The sequence below is a fragment of the Veillonella sp. CNR 79/14 genome, from assembly GCF_003992185.1.
Taxonomy (GTDB): domain Bacteria; phylum Bacillota; class Negativicutes; order Veillonellales; family Veillonellaceae; genus F0422.
Window position 1 is genome coordinate 1 of sequence record NZ_RQVH01000003.1, and the last position, 17,765, is coordinate 17,765.

Annotated in this window: 21 protein-coding genes; 1 reads left to right on the plus strand and 20 read right to left on the minus strand. The window is 40.7% G+C overall.

All coding sequences use genetic code 11. From position 1 onward, the window contains the following. Window positions 1-641 precede the first annotated feature (641 nt). The 14 genes from secF to EO119_RS01110 form a co-directional block, all read right to left on the minus strand. On the minus strand, window positions 642-1,538 hold the full coding sequence (secF, locus tag EO119_RS01045; protein WP_009353410.1) for a protein translocase subunit SecF: 897 nt from the start codon (window positions 1,536-1,538) through the stop codon (window positions 642-644). Further along, the gene (secD, locus tag EO119_RS01050; protein WP_126940369.1) at window positions 1,538-2,797 is read right to left on the minus strand and encodes a protein translocase subunit SecD; all 1,260 of its coding nucleotides are present in this window, start codon (window positions 2,795-2,797) and stop codon (window positions 1,538-1,540) included. Before secD ends, secF begins: the two co-directional genes overlap by 1 nt. Then, window positions 2,794-3,378: a 5-formyltetrahydrofolate cyclo-ligase gene (locus EO119_RS01055; protein WP_126940370.1), complete on the minus strand. Its 585-nt coding sequence runs from the start codon at window positions 3,376-3,378 to the stop codon at window positions 2,794-2,796. Before EO119_RS01055 ends, secD begins: the two co-directional genes overlap by 4 nt. Beyond that, window positions 3,378-3,671, minus strand: coding sequence for a preprotein translocase subunit YajC (gene yajC, locus EO119_RS01060; RefSeq protein ID WP_009353379.1), 294 nt, complete (start codon window positions 3,669-3,671; stop codon window positions 3,378-3,380). The genes EO119_RS01055 and yajC overlap by 1 nt, the downstream gene beginning before the upstream one ends. Before the next feature lie 8 nt (window positions 3,672-3,679). Further along, entirely contained in the window at window positions 3,680-4,789 is a 1,110-nt protein-coding gene (gene tgt / locus EO119_RS01065; protein WP_009353303.1) for a tRNA guanosine(34) transglycosylase Tgt, read from the minus strand. Between the two features lie 45 nt (window positions 4,790-4,834). Next, the gene (gene queA, locus EO119_RS01070) at window positions 4,835-5,860 is read right to left on the minus strand and encodes a tRNA preQ1(34) S-adenosylmethionine ribosyltransferase-isomerase QueA (protein ID WP_126940371.1); all 1,026 of its coding nucleotides are present in this window, start codon (window positions 5,858-5,860) and stop codon (window positions 4,835-4,837) included. Between the two features lie 11 nt (window positions 5,861-5,871). Further along, complete coding sequence (locus EO119_RS01075; protein ID WP_240632791.1) at window positions 5,872-7,344, minus strand: SpoIID/LytB domain-containing protein; 1,473 nt, start codon at window positions 7,342-7,344, stop codon at window positions 5,872-5,874. After that, window positions 7,341-8,348: a Holliday junction branch migration DNA helicase RuvB gene (ruvB, locus tag EO119_RS01080; RefSeq protein ID WP_009353399.1), complete on the minus strand. Its 1,008-nt coding sequence runs from the start codon at window positions 8,346-8,348 to the stop codon at window positions 7,341-7,343. The genes EO119_RS01075 and ruvB overlap by 4 nt, the downstream gene beginning before the upstream one ends. A 2-nt stretch (window positions 8,349-8,350) precedes the next feature. Continuing rightward, a complete protein-coding gene (gene ruvA, locus EO119_RS01085; protein ID WP_062401725.1) occupies window positions 8,351-8,962 on the minus strand; it encodes a Holliday junction branch migration protein RuvA in 612 nt (203 codons plus the stop codon). A gap of 7 nt (window positions 8,963-8,969) precedes the next feature. Next, on the minus strand, window positions 8,970-9,470 hold the full coding sequence (gene ruvC, locus EO119_RS01090; protein ID WP_009353415.1) for a crossover junction endodeoxyribonuclease RuvC: 501 nt from the start codon (window positions 9,468-9,470) through the stop codon (window positions 8,970-8,972). Window positions 9,471-9,539: 69 nt separating this feature from the next. After that, a complete protein-coding gene (radC, locus tag EO119_RS01095) occupies window positions 9,540-10,214 on the minus strand; it encodes a DNA repair protein RadC (protein ID WP_009353338.1) in 675 nt (224 codons plus the stop codon). A gap of 263 nt (window positions 10,215-10,477) precedes the next feature. Continuing rightward, a complete protein-coding gene (locus EO119_RS01100; RefSeq protein ID WP_009353277.1) occupies window positions 10,478-11,104 on the minus strand; it encodes a hypothetical protein in 627 nt (208 codons plus the stop codon). Window positions 11,105-11,223: 119 nt separating this feature from the next. Continuing rightward, window positions 11,224-12,438 carry an acetate/propionate family kinase gene (locus tag EO119_RS01105; protein WP_009353440.1) on the minus strand — a complete coding sequence of 405 codons (1,215 nt, stop codon included), beginning with the start codon at window positions 12,436-12,438 and terminating at the stop codon, window positions 11,224-11,226. Between the two features lie 3 nt (window positions 12,439-12,441). Beyond that, window positions 12,442-13,008, minus strand: coding sequence for a hypothetical protein (locus tag EO119_RS01110; RefSeq protein ID WP_009353283.1), 567 nt, complete (start codon window positions 13,006-13,008; stop codon window positions 12,442-12,444). Between the two features lie 175 nt (window positions 13,009-13,183). Here EO119_RS01110 and EO119_RS01115 point away from each other — a divergent pair, with 175 nt between their 5' ends. Then, window positions 13,184-14,554: a nucleotidyltransferase family protein gene (locus EO119_RS01115; protein ID WP_126940372.1), complete on the plus strand. Its 1,371-nt coding sequence runs from the start codon at window positions 13,184-13,186 to the stop codon at window positions 14,552-14,554. Window positions 14,555-14,614: 60 nt separating this feature from the next. On the opposite strand, the gene rimM is transcribed toward EO119_RS01115, so the two are convergent. Genes rimM through ylxM form a run of 6 tightly spaced genes read right to left on the minus strand, consistent with a single transcriptional unit; the run spans window position 14,615 to window position 17,746 of the window. Further along, window positions 14,615-15,112 carry a ribosome maturation factor RimM gene (gene rimM / locus EO119_RS01120; protein ID WP_062401703.1) on the minus strand — a complete coding sequence of 166 codons (498 nt, stop codon included), beginning with the start codon at window positions 15,110-15,112 and terminating at the stop codon, window positions 14,615-14,617. Continuing rightward, window positions 15,112-15,519: a YlqD family protein gene (locus EO119_RS01125; protein WP_009353329.1), complete on the minus strand. Its 408-nt coding sequence runs from the start codon at window positions 15,517-15,519 to the stop codon at window positions 15,112-15,114. The genes rimM and EO119_RS01125 overlap by 1 nt, the downstream gene beginning before the upstream one ends. 12 nt (window positions 15,520-15,531) lie before the next feature. After that, complete coding sequence (locus tag EO119_RS01130) at window positions 15,532-15,759, minus strand: KH domain-containing protein (protein ID WP_009353402.1); 228 nt, start codon at window positions 15,757-15,759, stop codon at window positions 15,532-15,534. Between the two features lie 21 nt (window positions 15,760-15,780). After that, window positions 15,781-16,044 carry a 30S ribosomal protein S16 gene (rpsP, locus tag EO119_RS01135; RefSeq protein WP_009353289.1) on the minus strand — a complete coding sequence of 88 codons (264 nt, stop codon included), beginning with the start codon at window positions 16,042-16,044 and terminating at the stop codon, window positions 15,781-15,783. A gap of 27 nt (window positions 16,045-16,071) precedes the next feature. Further along, window positions 16,072-17,421, minus strand: a complete 1,350-nt coding sequence (gene ffh, locus EO119_RS01140) for a signal recognition particle protein (protein WP_009353265.1) — start codon at window positions 17,419-17,421, stop codon at window positions 16,072-16,074. Between the two features lies 1 nt (window position 17,422). Then, window positions 17,423-17,746, minus strand: coding sequence for a YlxM family DNA-binding protein (gene ylxM / locus EO119_RS01145; protein ID WP_062401698.1), 324 nt, complete (start codon window positions 17,744-17,746; stop codon window positions 17,423-17,425). Window positions 17,747-17,765 lie beyond the last annotated feature (19 nt).

Sequence of the window (17,765 nt, forward strand, 5' to 3'; positions counted from 1 at the left end):
GGCTTATGTTTACTTCTTTCGAAGTAATTACCTTTTATTGTTCAGTTTTCAAAGATCAACTTTGTCTTCACAACACTGTGTTGCGGCGACTAGATTATAATAACAGATTCACAAGTTCATGTCAACAGTTATTTTTAATCTTTTTAATTTTCTTAGTTACTAAGCTGTAAGAAAATTAAAAGTGCTTGTGTCTCAAGCACTGAATGTATTATATGATATTTTTAAACATTTTGCAACCCCTTTCCCAATATTTTTTAAACAAGCATAACCACCGTATAGCTTGAGAAAAAATATATTACTCGTTTCTAATGACACCACCAAGGAACGCCATCTTTGCGTAGAACGTTTTGCTATATCCTTATTACCTAAATGTCGAAACGCAGAAACGAGCAACATGCTCCAGAGCAAACCTAACCACTGTATCAGTTCGGGAAGGAATATGTTACTTGTTTCCAATGACACCACCAAGGAACGCCATCTTTGCGTAGAACGTTTTGCTATATCCTTATTACCTAAATGCCGAAATGCAGAAACGAGCAACATGTTCCTGAACAAGCATAACCACTGTATAGCTTGAGAAGGAATATGTTGCTCGTTTCCCTTTCACCAATCAAGCATTCTAGCAAAACAGAATAGCTTTATTAGAGACGATTTCGTGCATCTTTTTTATTATTGGATTTCCAAATTGCCCACAAAGATGTAGCTACGCAAATGGATGAGTACGCACCACTGACGAAACCTACGATCATACATAGAGCAAAGTTCTTTGTTGTGTCCCCGCCAAAGAAGTACAAGGAACAACATGCGAACAATACTGTGGATAATGTATAGCAGGAACGATGGATACTTTGATGGATACTTGCATTCGCAAGATCTGCAAATGTATCTGTACGCTTATGGGTATGTGTATTTTCACGAATACGGTCAAAGATTACGACAGATTCGTTCATAGAGTAACCGATAACTGTCAAAATCGCCGCCAAAAAGGAGGAATCAATTTCTAAATGGAAGAAAGAGAATATCCCCAATACCATGATAAGGTCATGGAAGATAGCTGCCAAACATGACAAGGCCACACGATACTCAAAACGATATGTAATATACAAAGCTAACGCTACGAAAGCAATTAATAAATTCGTCAATGCATGTTCTGTTACTTCGGATCCAATAACAGCGCCTACTGATTCAATACGTTTTACTGTTCCTTCCGCTAGATTTTTATTCAATGCTGCTACCACAGCTTGACTTTCACTAGCCTCAAGGTTACGAGTACGAATCATTACCGTTTTACCTTCTGATTCAGTAGCATCCGCACCAGATAATTGGATAACTGCATTTTCTAATTCAAAGGCTTTCAAATTTTCCCGTACAGCAGACACCTGTACTGGTTTGCTAAATTCCACTTCTACAATTGTACCGCCTGTAAAATCGATACCAAAGTTAAATCCATACATAAACATGGAAATAATACTTAGAATAACCGCAATGGAGGAGATACTAAACCACCAACGATGACGTTTTATTACATCAAATGTCATTATTTCTTATCTCCTTTCTTAAATGCTTCAATTGTAACAGATGGAGATACGTTAGAACCATACCAGAATGGACGATTCGTAATTTGTGCTGCAATAAGCATATGCATTAAGGTACGGCTCATGGATACAGCTGTAAACATAGATACTATAACCCCTAATGCTAAGTTGATGGCGAAACCTTTTACAGGGCCACTACCAAGAACAATGAGGATCACTGCTGTAATCATAACGGATGTATTCGCATCAAAGATCGTATCAAAAGCACGACGGAAACCAGATTCCATGGACATGCGTAACGTTTTACCTTCCACCACTTCTTCTTTGAACCGTTCAAAGATTAGGATATTCGCATCCACGGCAACCCCCATACTGAGGATAATACCAGCTACACCCGGCAAGGTCATGGTCGCATTCAAAGCATGCGGCCCTAAGATTGCTACCAAAATTAACACAAACACCAATAAAGCGATAGTTGCTACGAATCCAGACAATCTGTATAAAACAAGCATAAATACAATGATTAAGGCAATACCAACACCAAAAGCTACGACAGATTTATCTTTAGAGTCTTGACCCAAGGTAGGACCAACGGTACGCACTTCCATAACTTCTACTTTTACAGGCAATGCACCAGAACGTAGTAAAATAGCTAAGCTTTTCGCTTCTTCCAAGTCACGGCTACCAGTAATACGAGCACTACCACCAGTAATTGGTTCGTTGACCACTGGATTTGTCAATTGCTCACCATCCAAATAAATACCGATGTGACGACCAATATTAGCTGTTGTTAAGGCGCCGAATTTTTTCGCCCCTTCATCTGTTAATTGGATATTAACGGATGCTTGTTTACCTTCTAATTGTTCTTTTGCATCTTTTAAGTCATTACCATCTAAATGGACTTTTCCATTTTCATCACGGAACTCAAGAACCGCCGTTTTACCAACTGTTTCGATGGCTTTTTGCGGATCTTTTTCACCAGGTAATTCGATAATGATACGTTTTTTACCTTCTCGTTGAATGATAGGCTCAGTTAAACCCATTTCATTAATACGACGGCCTAAGATTTGAATAACCCGTTCTACTGCATCATCTGTAACCACGTTAGGGCCAGAATCTTGCGCTTCTAATACAATGTGAGTACCACCTTGTAAATCCAACCCTTGTTTAATGGAGTTAGCAAGTGGTCCAATGAGCCAAATAAATAGGCCTAAAATCACTGCTACTACGCCGAAAAAGCGTAAAGCTGCTTTTGTGTTCAATGGATTCCCTCCTGTTCTTTATAACAATGGATACTCTCTGATGGGGTCACAATGGTATGCATCCACTCATCATGAGGTGCCATGGGTAACATTTCTTCTGAAATTTGATTATCCCAGGCTATACCGATTCGGTTCTCTACAGCAATCTGTTGTAAGTATCGGTCATAATATCCAGCTCCCATTCCCATGCGGCCACCTCTACGATCAAAGGCTAAACCAGGAACGAGAATACAATCCAATGTTTGAGGTTCTACAACTACATACGGTTCTTTGGGAATCCGTATTCCCAAAGCTCCTCTATCAAGGTCCTTTAAACTCTGTATGCGAACTCCTACCATATCTGTCTTCGTCACACACACAGGCACATATACATACTTACCCTGTTGCAATGCTTCTGTAATAAACATATCTACATTGGCTTCTTTAGGCATAGCCAAGTACGCCATAATATGCTCTGCATCAGATATTGTAGGAATAGACAAAAGTCGATCATCTAATTGTTGAGACCAAATTGCAACCTCTTGGACTTGTACATTGCGACGACGTTCTAAAAACTTCTTACGCAATGCCGTTTTATCCATTACTTCTGTTCCTTTCCAAGAACTTGAGCTATGGCTGTACGAGCAAATTTCATTTCCACTTTTTCAGACACTTGTAACACTAATGTATCTTCTGTTAAGGAAACAATTTCACCATAAATACCACCAACAGTCAATACTTTTTGACCTTTTTTAAGGCTGTTCAATAACACTTGACGTTGTTTTTGTTGTTTCTTTTGCGGACGATATAACAAGAAGTAGAAAATCACGACCATAATCAACAATGGTAAAATCGCTTGCCCTGTTTGTCCTTGGAAAAATTCTAAGAAATCCATAAGTCCTCCTATTTAGTAAAATACTGCCAGAACTCTTCGCGGAATGCTACAAAGCGATCCTCTAGGATAGCTTTACGCATTTGACGCATAAATTCTAGTAAGAAATATAAATTATGATACGACACCAATCGGAAAGCCAAAATTTCTTCTGCCTTATATAGATGTCGAATATAAGCTCTTGAATAGTTTTGGCACGCATAACAGCCGCAACCTTCTTCAATCGGACCCCAGTCACGCATGAAAGAAGCATTGCGTAAATTCAATCGCCCTTTCCATGTCATGGCCATGCCATTCCTCGCTACTCGTGTTGGATATACACAGTCAAACATATCTACTCCACGAGCTACCCCTTCCACTAAGCAGTCAGCAGTACCAACACCCATCAAATAACGAGCTTTATTGGTAGGCAACAATGGTGTTGTATATTCTAGTACTTCATACATCAAATCATGTGGTTCCCCTACCGAAAGGCCACCAATGCTATACCCTTCAAAGTCCATATCCACTAACTCTTTAGCACTTCTTTCACGAAGGTCTTTATACATACCACCTTGAACGATACCAAACATGCCTTGATTCTTAGAACGACGTGCTTCTTGGCAACGTTCTGCCCAACGTGTGGTCCGTGCTGTTGATGCATCAGCATATCGATGATCCGCAGGATATGGAATACACTCATCGAATGCCATCATAATATCAGAACCTAATTGTTCTTGTACCTTAGTGGCCACTTCAGGAGAGAGAAATTTTTTCGACCCATCTAAATGGGATCTAAAATTAACTCCTTCTTCAGTAATCTTGCGCAGCTTTCCTAAACTGAACACTTGGAACCCGCCACTATCAGTTAAGATGGCTTGGTCCCAGTTCATGAACTTATGCAATCCGCCCGCTTCTTCCACTAGGTCAGCGCCTGGGCGCAAGAATAAATGATAGGTATTACTCAAGATAACTTGAGAACCCATCGCTTTCAGCTCCTCTGGGGCCAATGTTTTTACCGTTGCCTGTGTCCCTACGGGCATAAACATCGGTGTTTCATAGGTTCCATGAGGAGTATGCAATAACCCTGCCCGTGCACCTGTGTGGGGACATTGTTTTTGCAATTCATATCTAATCGCCATATACACACTCCTTTATTACTTCTGTATTATAACACAACTTTCAACTTATCGAATGAACATTGCATCACCAAAGCTAAAAAATCTATATTTTTCACGTACCGCCTCTTCATAGGCCTCTAGACAATGCTCTCTACCAGCTAAGGCACTAATAAGCATGAGTAAGGTAGACTGTGGCAGATGAAAGTTAGTGATCAACGCATCTACCATCTTGTACTCATAGCCAGGATAAATAAAGATTTGAGTCCAATCAGACCCACTCCTTACATGACCTACCTCGGTCGCTGCTGATTCTAATGTACGCACCGATGTAGTTCCTACGGCAATCACTCTTCGTCCTTCCGCTTTGGCACGATTCACCAGCTCTGCAGTTTCTTCTGACACGTGATAAAACTCTTTATGCATATCATGGTCTTCAATGGATTCTGCCGACACAGGGCGGAATGTACCTAACCCTACATGCAATGTAACAAATCCAACTTGTACCCCTTTGCGCTGAATTTCATCCAATAATTCCGGTGTAAAATGTAAGCCTGCTGTGGGGGCTGCTGCGGATCCTTTTTCTTTCGCATATACCGTTTGGTATCTATCTTTATCTTCTAGCTTTTCATGAATATACGGAGGCAATGGCATTTCACCAATGTCATTAATAATCTCATCAAAATTACCGTTCGGCTTAAATTGAATCAGTCGACCGCCAAAATCTGTATGGTCTATAACCTCAGCCTCTAGATTAGGACCAAAGGATAAGAGTTGCCCCTTTAGACATTTTTTCCCTGGCTTTACCAGACACTCCCAAAGATGTTCTCCTTTGGGCGTTAACAGTAGTACTTCTACCTTACCACCTGTCCCTTTACGTTCTCCATACAAACGAGCAGGGATAACCTTAGTGTTATTAAAGATTAACACATCCCCTTCACATAGTTCATCTAGTATGGAGTGAAAGGATGCTTTATGGCATATCTCTCCACTTACCTTGTCCAAGGTCATCAATCGTGACGTATCCCGTGGTTCTACCGGATGTTGTGCAATGAGTTCCTCAGGCAGTTCATAATTAAAATCAGATACTTTCATACTATTCCTCATTAATTGTACAGTTTCGTAAGTGCCGTACCTTGGTAATAATGTTGTAAAATTACTTTATAATAATCAGGCTGACTTGCCTCTTTTCGGCTAGCCATTTCCGCCGCTCCCCACTGTGAAAGTCCCAAACCATGTCCCCAACCATATCCATGAATTGTCACAGTCTGATTCGCTTTACTAAACGTATGGTTAGCTTTTACAGAAGACCCCTGAATCCGACTCGGCGGTGTTTGTCCTACATAAAAATCAAATAAGGTGGACTTTAAGCCAAATATCCCTTGTACCTGTTCTCCTGTAAGCGATATAGAGCCCTTTTCACCTACAAATTTCATTATTTTTACACGTCCTGAAACCCCTCGATCTTGTACTTTCATAGGTCGATCTGCCAATGGAGATAATTCAATTTTCTGTAAGTACCCTACCGATTTGCTAGCTGCTGCTAATTTTTGTTCTATACTTTGACGGCTGGTAATGACATTCCATACGGTTGTACCCTCATGATTCGAGTAATCTTGCACCCCTTTTAAGTAGGGCAAATCATTACCCCATAGGTTCACGCTATCCTCTGTATAGCCACCTCCATCGGAATGAAAAAGAGCATTAATCGGTTGACCCTGATAAGTGAGAACCATGCCATGTGTACGCTTTACCGCTGTATTTGTGCTTACAAACTCACTACTTTTCCCTCCATATACTTGGTCAGCTGTAGTAGTTCCAATATCATACATACTATTTTGTTTGCTCTTCATGGAGTGCAAGGCATAGGTCCTAGCTGCCACTGCTTGTGCTTCTAAGGCCGGCGTAGGCCAACTAGGTACCACTTCTTCTGGTACTACACCTTGTACATATTGTTCTAACCCCAGTACATTAATAACACTCATGGATCCTGATGTATTAGCATGTACTGTCACAGCGCCTCGATAGTTTTTTCCTAATGTTTGCAATTCAGATCCATATCTACCTTGTGTATTTTGAACAGTAATTGACTTATCAATACTATGTCCATTTATATGTACTGAACCGCCTCCACTCGAAACTGTCACAGTCTGATTTTCTTTGATAGTTTGCACTTGATGTCCATGGCTATCTAGAATAACTATAGGCATAGTACTACTAATGGAAAAAGATTGTGATCTATGCCCAAGCAACACTCGTATCACAGGCTCTCCACTAGAACCTTTTTTGACCTCTTGTACAACATTAGATACTCTTGTTTGTTTGTCAATGTTTTCTTGCGCTCTGATCGTCTCTTGAGGTGTTGTTTTCGTCGCTTTAGTCACTTTAGCAGCAGGCTTAAAAACTACCCGTTTTGATGCTGCCGAATCTTTTCTTTCATTCGGTTTTACAAAAGTGGCTTTCACTGTTGTACGTTTCGGCACTTCCTTTTGCGATGCTGCTGCTCCTACAAAAGGTGCACTTCCCAATACAGCTGTTATAACCACTATCGCCACATAGCGATATCCTACCTTTCTCATGCATCCACCTTTCTAGGGATTCCCAAGTGGTCATAGGCAGCAGGAGTGACGATACGTCCACGATTTGTGCGCGCCAACAAACCAAGTTGCATCAAATATGGTTCATACACATCTTCAACACTTTCACGTTCCTCACTCACAGAGGCTGCAATCGTATCCACCCCTACAGGTCCACCATCGAATTTTTCAATGATAGTGCTTAAAATACGTCGATCTATACGGTCTAGACCTAGTTTATCAATATCTAATCGCTGTAAGGCCTGATCTGCAATTTCTTTTGTAATCACACCATCACCCAATACTTGTGCTACATCACGAACACGTTTCAACAAGCGATTCGCAATACGAGGAGTTCCTCTAGAACGACGAGCGATTTCACTAGCCCCTTCTGGATCCATATGAATATCTAAAATATCAGCAGAACGGCTCACAATAAACTCTAGCTCATTTTGCTTGTAATATTCTAAACGGCTAATCACACCAAAGCGATCACGTAGCGGTGCCGCCAAAGATCCTGCTCGTGTTGTGGCACCAATCAGCGTGAATTTAGGCAATTCAATGCGCACCGATCTAGCACTCGGACCTTTACCAATAATGATATCTAAAGCATAATCTTCCATAGCAGAATATAGCACTTCTTCTACAGAGCGAGATAAACGATGGATTTCATCGATAAACAATACATCTCCCGGTTGCAAATTGCTCAATAAAGCTGCCAAATCGCCAGCTCGTTCTATGGCTGGTCCAGAGGTAACTCGGAAGTTTACTCCCAATTCATTGGCTACTATTCCTGCCAAGGTGGTTTTCCCTAACCCTGGAGGTCCATAGAGTAAAACATGGTCCAAGGTATCTCCTCGTAGCTTGGCCGCTTCAATAAAAATATGAAGATTCTCCTTTGCCTGTGTTTGTCCAATATATTCTTTTAAATAGCGAGGACGAAGACTAAATTGCCAATTATCTTCCTCCCGTTCTTGCATGGTTACAATTCGATTTTCTTGATCCATTCTTATCGCCCTTTACCCAATGCCGCTAATACTTGTTTTAATAAGACTGGTACTTCTTGTGTGCCATCGTAAACTTCTTGGATTACCGGCTGCACTTCTTGTGCGCTGTATCCTAATGCCATAAGTGCTTCTAGCACTTCTTCGGTAGTACCTACAGGCACTTGTTCTACTGGTGAAATTCTTCCCGTTGGTGTGAAAGTTCCTGCAATACCGAGGCTTTCAATTTTATCTTTTAACTCTAGCACCAATCGCTCTGCTGATTTTTTACCAATACCAGGCAATTTCTGAAGACCTTTTGTATCACCACTAATGATGAGTCCTACAAAATGTTCTGGACTTATGGCCGATAAAATGCCAAGACCCAATTTAGGTCCCACTCCTGATACGGAGATGAGCAGTAAAAACAACTCATAATCTTCCATCGTCAAAAAGCCATATAACTGAATAGCATCTTCACGAACATTAGTATACGTGAATAAACAAGTTTCTTCACCTACTTGCAACTGACTTTGCACTGAACTAGGTACGTACACACGATAGCCCACATCATGGACATTCACGTACACCGAATCTAGCAATCGATGGGTGACAACCCCTTTTATATATGCAATCATAAACTCCTCACAATTGTAAAATTTGCTTCAATGTATCTGTATGGGAACTATGGGCTGTACATATAGCAATCGCTAAGGCATCAGCCGCATCATCAGGCTTAATTTTTTCACGAATCCCCAATAAGTTCATTGTCATATACGTGACCTGCTCTTTTGTAGCTTTTCCATAGCCCACCACAGATTGTTTCACCTGCAATGGTGTATATTCGTAAATTGGTAAGTCTTGTTGACTCGCCGCCAATAAGGTAACACCTCTTGCTTGTGCTACGCCGATACCCGTCGTTACATTGCGGGCAAAGTACAATTTTTCTATACCAAACTTTTGAGGGCGAAATTCTTCTAAAATATCGCTTAGTTCATTAAATATAATTTCTAACCGGCTTGCTTCTGGCGTTTTTGCCTCTGTGGTTATCACTCCATAGGTAACAGGTTTTAAAGAGCTTCCTATGACATCGATGATACCATATCCACAAATCGCATAGCCTGGATCTATTCCAATAATTCGCACGCTATAACCTCTGATTTCTTTTCATTGTTCCAATCATTTAATTATAGCAAATTTATAGAACATCTGCACCTATAGTATCCCTTTTTCTAATAAGCTTACATAGATGCCATCACCAATAATGATATGATCCAACACAGGGATACCCATCACTTCTCCAGCTCTAGCAAATATTTTAGTCACCCGTACATCATCACTACTCTCGGTAGGATCTCCTGATGGGTGATTATGCATCAAAATAATAGCAGCCGCATTGGCATCGATAGCTTGACGGAATACTGCTCGTTGCTCCGCCGTACTACTAGTTAACCCTCCTTTAGAAATCAGAACAGGCTTAATCAATTTATTTTTTACCGTCAATAATAAGACATAAAAGTGTTCTTCTGTTTTATGACGAAGACGTTCCATCATGTAATTAGCTGCCGCCTCCGGAGTGCTAAAATCTTCCCAATCTCGTTTCACTTTCATCTGTCCTAGACGTCTGCCCAGTTCGATAGCCGCACAAATAGTCACCGCCTTGTCTTGCCCAATGCCATCAATTTCTCGCAAAGCATCTATCGTAACATTGTTCAAGCCTCCTACCAATCCTTCCATGCGTTTCACCACTTCATGAGCCACTTCTAAGACGGTGGAACCTTTGCATCCTGTACGCAATAAAATGGCTAATAATTCTTCCAATTCTAACGCTTCAGCTCCTAAGGCAATGAATTTTTCTCGTGGCATTTGATATGATTGTAAATCCAACATAATTCCTCCAACATTTGAAAGTACATCCTTTAGCCCTATAAACGACAACACGCCACACTCCAAAGAGTGTGACGCATCACTATGTACCCATCGTGGGCACTTATATATCTTTCTTTATACTATAAATTCGCTATAGATTAGGAAAATCCTTTTATTTTGTTCAAACTTTATCCAACTTCTCCCACAGATTCCACCTCAGTCGAGGTCTAATGATAACAATCTGCTTAGGGTAAACTCCCTTTCTAACCTATACTAAGAAAAGCTTATTCTTTCACATCCTCTGCACCCGCTTGACCTTGCCCATATACATTGGCTGCATAGATCGCAAAATCTTCTCCATGTTTGAAAGCATCTTCTCTTAGATACGCATGAAAGACAACTTGGTCTTCTTTCACCTGTATCAAATTCGGTACATGCTGCGCTAAAACATCAAACAACTCTTGTTCTGCTTTTAATAACACACGGCCATGTTTTAACTTTTTCCCTTCTACCACTGAGTAAGCTAAGGCCCATACAGGGCGATCATCAGTGGACGATAATTTACGATATTTATAGCGAAATTTCAATGGGGGCATCATCGATTGTTTAAATTGGTAGACCCCGTTGATCATTGTATAAGGAATGATCATTCGTTTCTTTCCTAATAAGCCTACCTCATCAATGATGAGATCCGATTCGGTCAACCTAAATGTATAGGTCCCCACTGCCTGCGATACAAGGACAAATAGAATCATTCCTTCTATTAATATTTCCGCTAAGGCTATACTACCTAACTCCACATAGCGCCATACACTATATGCCAACGCACCCAATGCTATCACAATAAATACAGTAACTAATGCAATGCCAGCTTTGGATCGTTTCGATTGTTCTTGATATTGTATAGACATGATCTCATCCTTTCATCAACAGTATCATCATCCTACTGTTAGAATAACAACCGATGAAAGCATTTGTCAACAAAAAAAGAGCCCCTCATAGAGGGGACTCTTTCACAAGTAATCAAAGATTACCAGTTTTTCATCACTAATGGAGCTGTAATACGTTTTGTATCACGAGCGATCATGATTTCTTCATTTGTAGGGATTGCAAAGATTTTAACTTTGGAACCTTCTGCACTGATTTCCGCTTCTTTACCACGAACATTGTTGCGTTCAGGGTCAATACGAGTACCTAAGTATTCTAAACCATTGCAGATTGCGTCACGGTTGCCAATACCATTTTCACCGATACCAGCTGTGAATACGATAGCATCAACGCCACCCATAACAGCCACGTAAGCACCGATTGTAGCACGTACTTTGTAATGGAACATATCCAATGCTAATTGCGCACGTTTATTGCCTTCTTCAGCAGCTTCTTCGATAACGCGGAAGTCATTGGAAACGCCAGAAATACCAAATACACCAGATTTTTTATTCATGATAGCATCGATTTCATGGTATGTCATATCCCATTTTTCCATCAAGTAAGGTACGATAGCTGGGTCAATATCACCACAACGAGTACCCATGATTAAACCGGACAATGGAGTGAAACCCATGGAAGTATCGATGGAACGACCACCTTTGATTGCAGTAACAGAAGAACCATTACCTAAGTGACAGGATACGATACGAAGATCGGACATGTGTTTACCCATCAATTCAGCTACACGTTGTGCCACATATTTGTGGGAAGTACCATGGAAACCATAACGGCGAACACCTAAATCAGTGTATGCTTCGTATGGAAGACCATATAAGAATGCCTCAGCTGGCATTGTTTGATGGAATGCTGTATCAAATACACCAACTTGTGGTACATTTGGCATAATTTTTTGGCATGCTTCGATACCTTGGATATTTGGAGGATTGTGAAGTGGAGCGATTTTTGCGCATTCTTCCAAAGCTTCCATCACTGCTGGTGTAATTAATACGGAATCAGCAAATTTTTCAGCACCATGTACTACACGATGACCTACAGCGTCGATTTCATCCATGGAACCAATCACGCCATGTTCTGGATCAACTAAAATATCCAATAAGACTTGTAACGCCACTTTGTGGTCAGCTACTGGTTCGATGCGTTCTAATTTTTCAGCATCTGGACGGCGATGAGTGAAAATAGCATCATCGGAACCGATTTTTTCAAATTGACCTTTCGCCAATACAACTTCATGCTCCATATCAATTAATTGATACTTCAAGGAGGAGCTACCGCAGTTTACAACTAAAACGTTCATGTCTTATCCCTCTTTCTTAGTAACTTGAATGTGCCCATTCACACGTTGATTGATTTCTTCTCCTTGTGGGGAACTATCACTGTATGAATAGCGTATATTCCACAGTACACCTTTATTAATGAAAGTATACTGAGTAAACCTAATTTTTTGTCCATTAGCACCTGCTAGCATCGTAGATTTCACAGCCTGTACGCCGTCCACCTGCACTTGCTCTTGGTCCCATGGTATATTAGCACCCGTTTGGCCTAATTCTTTCACCAAAGCTTGTTGTCCTAATTTTGCGCCCTCTTCTAGTGTTGGCAATGGTGCTCCTGTAGAAGCCTGTGTAGCACTCACATAGACACCATAATTTTTATCTAGTCCTGCATAGATGGTTAAAGGTTGTCCCTTTTCATTAGCTGTAATTCTATCCAACTGACCGAAGTCAAAAGGAGAATCCACAATCACTTCAGATTGACCTACATTGATGACTTTCTGACCAAAACTATAGGTATCGATGGCTTGTTGACTACCACAGCCACCCAAGAACAACACCATCCCTAAACCAAGGGCTATGATATATTGTTTCATATAATTACCTCTAATAGACACATTTTCTACACCCAATTATAACATTAAATTCACGTTTTTTTCTACCCTTTTTTATGACTTCTTCCATACATAGCACTTCTATCGCATATAACTATTGCGCATATCAATCAAATAGATAGTCTGTTATACTATACATAAGAGGAGGTACTAAACCATGAACATCATCGGAATTATTGCAGAATATAATCCCTTTCATAAGGGGCATGCACACCAACTAAAAGACTTACGGCAAATGTATCCAGATGCAACTTTGCTGGTTGTGATGAGTGGCGACTTTGTGCAACGGGGGACACCTGCCATATTTTCTAAATTTCACCGTGCTCAATGGGCTGTTATGGGTGGTGCTGATATTGTGTTTGAGTTGCCGTCTATGTTCGCCGTTAGTTCTGCAGAATATTTTGCATCCGGTGGTGTCAGATTATTACATGCCTTAGGGTGTGACGCTATCTCATTTGGTACCAGCCATACACAAGTAGAGGAACTTGTATCCATCGCCAAAGCTCTCGATCATCCTAGCACGCAAGAATCGTTGCGTATCTTCTTGACTCAAGGATACTCCTATGGCACAGCTCTTCGTAAAGCAGTGCAAGGACTTCACTTAGAAAGCAATGGATTAGAAACCTCAAACCATATGTCTATATTAGACTCTGACCCTAATACTATCCTAGGTATTGAATACATACGCGCCTTACATCGCTATCACATCGAGCTAGACATCATTCCCATGAAACGAACTAGTTCCCATCACAATCCAACCTTAGATGATTCGTTACCATCTGGTACGGCCTTACGAAGTGCTATATATGCTTCGAAACAAACTGCTTCTAATCCGTTGGAATCCCATAACACGCAACAGGCAACAAGTACTACTTGTTCACCTTGTACGCCATCAGAAATCGATAGGGCTATCTCCTTAGGTGAATTGGCAATCAATGGGACTACCTCGTTAGGCAAAACTAGTCCCCAGTGGCATCACTACTTACCCCCTATGGTTGCCCCTCTTGCGATGGACGTCGTAGAGTCCAACTATTACACTAACTTAGAGCGCTATTATGACATGATTCATTTCGCTAGCCGTGTATCAAGCAAAGAAGATTTGCAAACTCTACAGGATATGAGCGACGGTTTAGAGGAGGCATGGCTCACTGCGAGTGCCCTCGCCTCTTGGGAGCAAGCCCGTGAAAGTTTAAAATCAAAACGCTACACCTATGCTCGTCTCGATCGCATCGCTACCTACAGCCTATTCCGTCGCACCAAAGAGATATTCCAAAAGTGCCACCAACAAGGACCTACCTATGGACGACTGCTCGCTTTCAACGACAGAGGCCGTCAATACTTAAAAGAAAAACGTTCCTCCATTCCAGTCGTCCAAAAATGGGCTCCTTTTTGCCAAAGTGCAACAGGTACTACTAAAGTACTGTGTGAGCAAGATCAACTAGCTAGTAAACTATGGCGAATGACTGTAGATAATCCTAATTATCGAGGTAGTCATTATGATTTCACCACCAGTCCCATATATGTATAAAACCACAAAAAGTCCCCTGTACTGAACGCATCATTGCACTCAGTACAAGGGACTTTTTTATTACAACCATTCTGGAGGATCTACGATCATCTTACCACCTTCAATATCAATGGTTAATACCACTGTTTTCAAAGCTGGTAATAATAAATCTGGCTCCCCCTCTTTAGCGACTACATACACATCGTTTGCACCAGGTTGTAGTACTTCTTTTACAATGCCTAAATCATTACCTTCTGTATCTTCTACGGCAAGGCCTTCGATTTCAAAGATATAATATCTATCTTCTGGCAATTCCACCAAATCTTTTCTTGGCACTTTAATTTCTTGCTTACCTAAACGCTCCACAGCTGTGCGATCAGGTAACTCTTTAAAAGTAGCCAAGATAAACTGTTTATGAAATTTTGCAGATGTAATATGGTATAGTTGACCATTGATGTAGCATTCATCCATTTTCATAAACCGCTCAGGAAAATCTGTTCTCGGTAATATACGAACATCGCCCCGCACACCGTGCGGAGCGACGATCACACCGATGGTAATCAGTTCTTGTGTATCCATTATTGACGGAATGCCACAACTTTGCCATCTTCTAGCAAAATTTCAGATCCCATAAGAGCATCTAAATTATCACCGATTTTCACAGTAATAGTTTGCTCCATTTGACCTTGGGCAATTTCAGAACCAATTTCAAGCTTTTCTGCTTCTTTCAAACGCTCTGCTACTTGAGCTTTGAAAGCTACGCGTTGTTGCTTTTCTTCCTCGATTTGTTGACGCAATTGGATTAAACCTTGTGCATCAATTTTTGCTTGTTCACTTAACAAACGTTTAGCTTGGAATTCGATTTGTTGTAAATCTTGATCTACCATATCCATTTGTTGTTGTAAATCAGCAATAATTTTGTTTTTTAAAGTGTCCGTAACCTTAGACTTAATTGCCACGGGTACGCGTAATGTCATTTCTTCCATGTTACCACCCTTTTAGACAATATCAACGGATATCTTCTTGTTCTCTTTAATAGCCGCTGCTTTAGCCACAGCGCGAATCGCTTTCGCAATCTTACCTTGCTTTCCAATTACTTTACCCATATCATCAGGAGCGACACGGATTTCATAGACTTCCACTTGATCGCGAACTTCCATAGTAACAGAAACGGCTTCAGGTTGCTTAACTAATGATTGAACAATTAATGTAATTAATTCTTGCATCACAGTACGCCTCTCTATTAATTATTTTTTAGCGTCAGCAAATTTTTGCATAACACCATGTTTTTTGAACAAGGAGCGAACAGTATCAGTAGGTTGTGCACCTTTACCCAACCATTCTAATGCTTTCTCTTCGTCAATATTAACGATTGCTGGGTTTTTAGTAGCATCGTATTGACCTACTGTATCAACTGGACGACCTTCGCGTGGAGCGCGGGAGTCAGCAACAACGATACGATAGAAAGGAGCTTTTTTAGCACCTAAACGAGTTAAACGGATTTTTAACATTCTTCTTTCACCTCCTTAAATAGAATATTATCCCATGAACGGTAATTTAGGGAACATCCCCTTCTTACCTTTGCTCATAGACTGCATCTGCTTCATAAACTTACGAGCATCCTCGAACTGTTTAATCAGTTGATTTACTCGCTGCACTGTAGTGCCAGATCCTGCCGCAATACGTTTGCGCCGAGATCCATTCAATATATTAGGATTTGTACGTTCTGCCATCGTCATAGATTTGATGATAGCTTCAATTTGACGTACTTCTTTATTATCTAAATCAAAGCCTGCTAATTGGTCCTTCAATTTTCCCATACCTGGTAACATGCCTAAGATATTTTGCAAAGGTCCCAATTTGCGTATTTGGTTCATTTGCGCTAAGAAATCATCTAAAGTAAAGCTATTTTTGGCCATTTTCTCAGCCATTTTTTTTGCTTCTTCTTCATCGATAGAACTTTGCACATTTTCAATCAACGTTTTGAAATCGCCTAAATCAAGAATACGAGATGCCATACGATCTGGATGGAATACTTCTAAACCATCCATTTTTTCGCTAGTACCGGTAAACTTAATTGGCGTACCTGTGACAGCTTTAATGGAAAGTGCTGCACCACCACGGGCATCGCCATCCATTTTCGTTAGAATGACACCATCAAGGCCTAGGTAATTATTAAATGCTTCGGCTGTGCCTACTGCATCTTGACCAATCATGGCATCCACCACTAGTAAGATTTCATGCGGTTTTACTTCACCCTTGATATTAGCTAGTTCATCCATCAAGGTTTCATCGATGGCTAAGCGACCTGCTGTATCGATGATAACAATGTCTTTGAATAAGCGTTTTGCCTCTTCAATACCCGCTTTAGCAATCTCCACAGGATTCGCACCTGGCGTTTCATTCGCAAATACAGGAACATCGATTTGAGCTCCCACTACTTGCAATTGCTTAATCGCTGCTGGACGATACACATCGGCTGCTACTAGCATTGGATTCTTACCTTGTTTACGAAGATGTACAGACAACTTACCAGCCGTAGTCGTTTTACCTGCCCCTTGTAAACCTACCAACATAATGATTGTGGGAGGTTTTGGAGAAATCATAATACGACTTTCAGTGCCACCTAATAGCTCGGTTAATTCGTCATTCACAATTTTAATGACCGTTTGCGCTGGGTTCAAGGAACCAAACACTTCCTCACCCAAGGCTTTATCCTTGATACGGGCAATGAAATCTTTCGCTACTCCAAAGTTTACATCAGCTTCTAACAAAGCAAACCGAACTTGTCGTAACGCTAGGTTAACATCTTCTTCAGAAATTTTACCTTTTCCTTTTAAGGATGCAAAGGCTTCTTGTAATTTATGTGTTAAATTTTCAAAAGCCATACTAGCCCTCCAATTGTGTTAATAATGATTGAATCGATTCAGATGTAATGGCAGCAGATACTAGCTCTTCTCTAATCTGTTTCACAATCTTTCGCCGTAGTAAATATTGTTCAATGAGGTGCAACTTTTGTTCATACCCCTCCATACTAGCTTTTGCTCGTTCAATATTATCATGAACAGCTTGCCTAGAGATATGCATTTCTTCTGCAATTTCACCTAGTGACATATCATCTTCATGATGTAAGGCATAACACTCTCGTTGTCGCTCCGTCAGCAAGGATCCATAAAAATCTAACAACAAACTAATTGTCATTCGTTCTTCCATGGTCCCTCCTTCTAAGCGT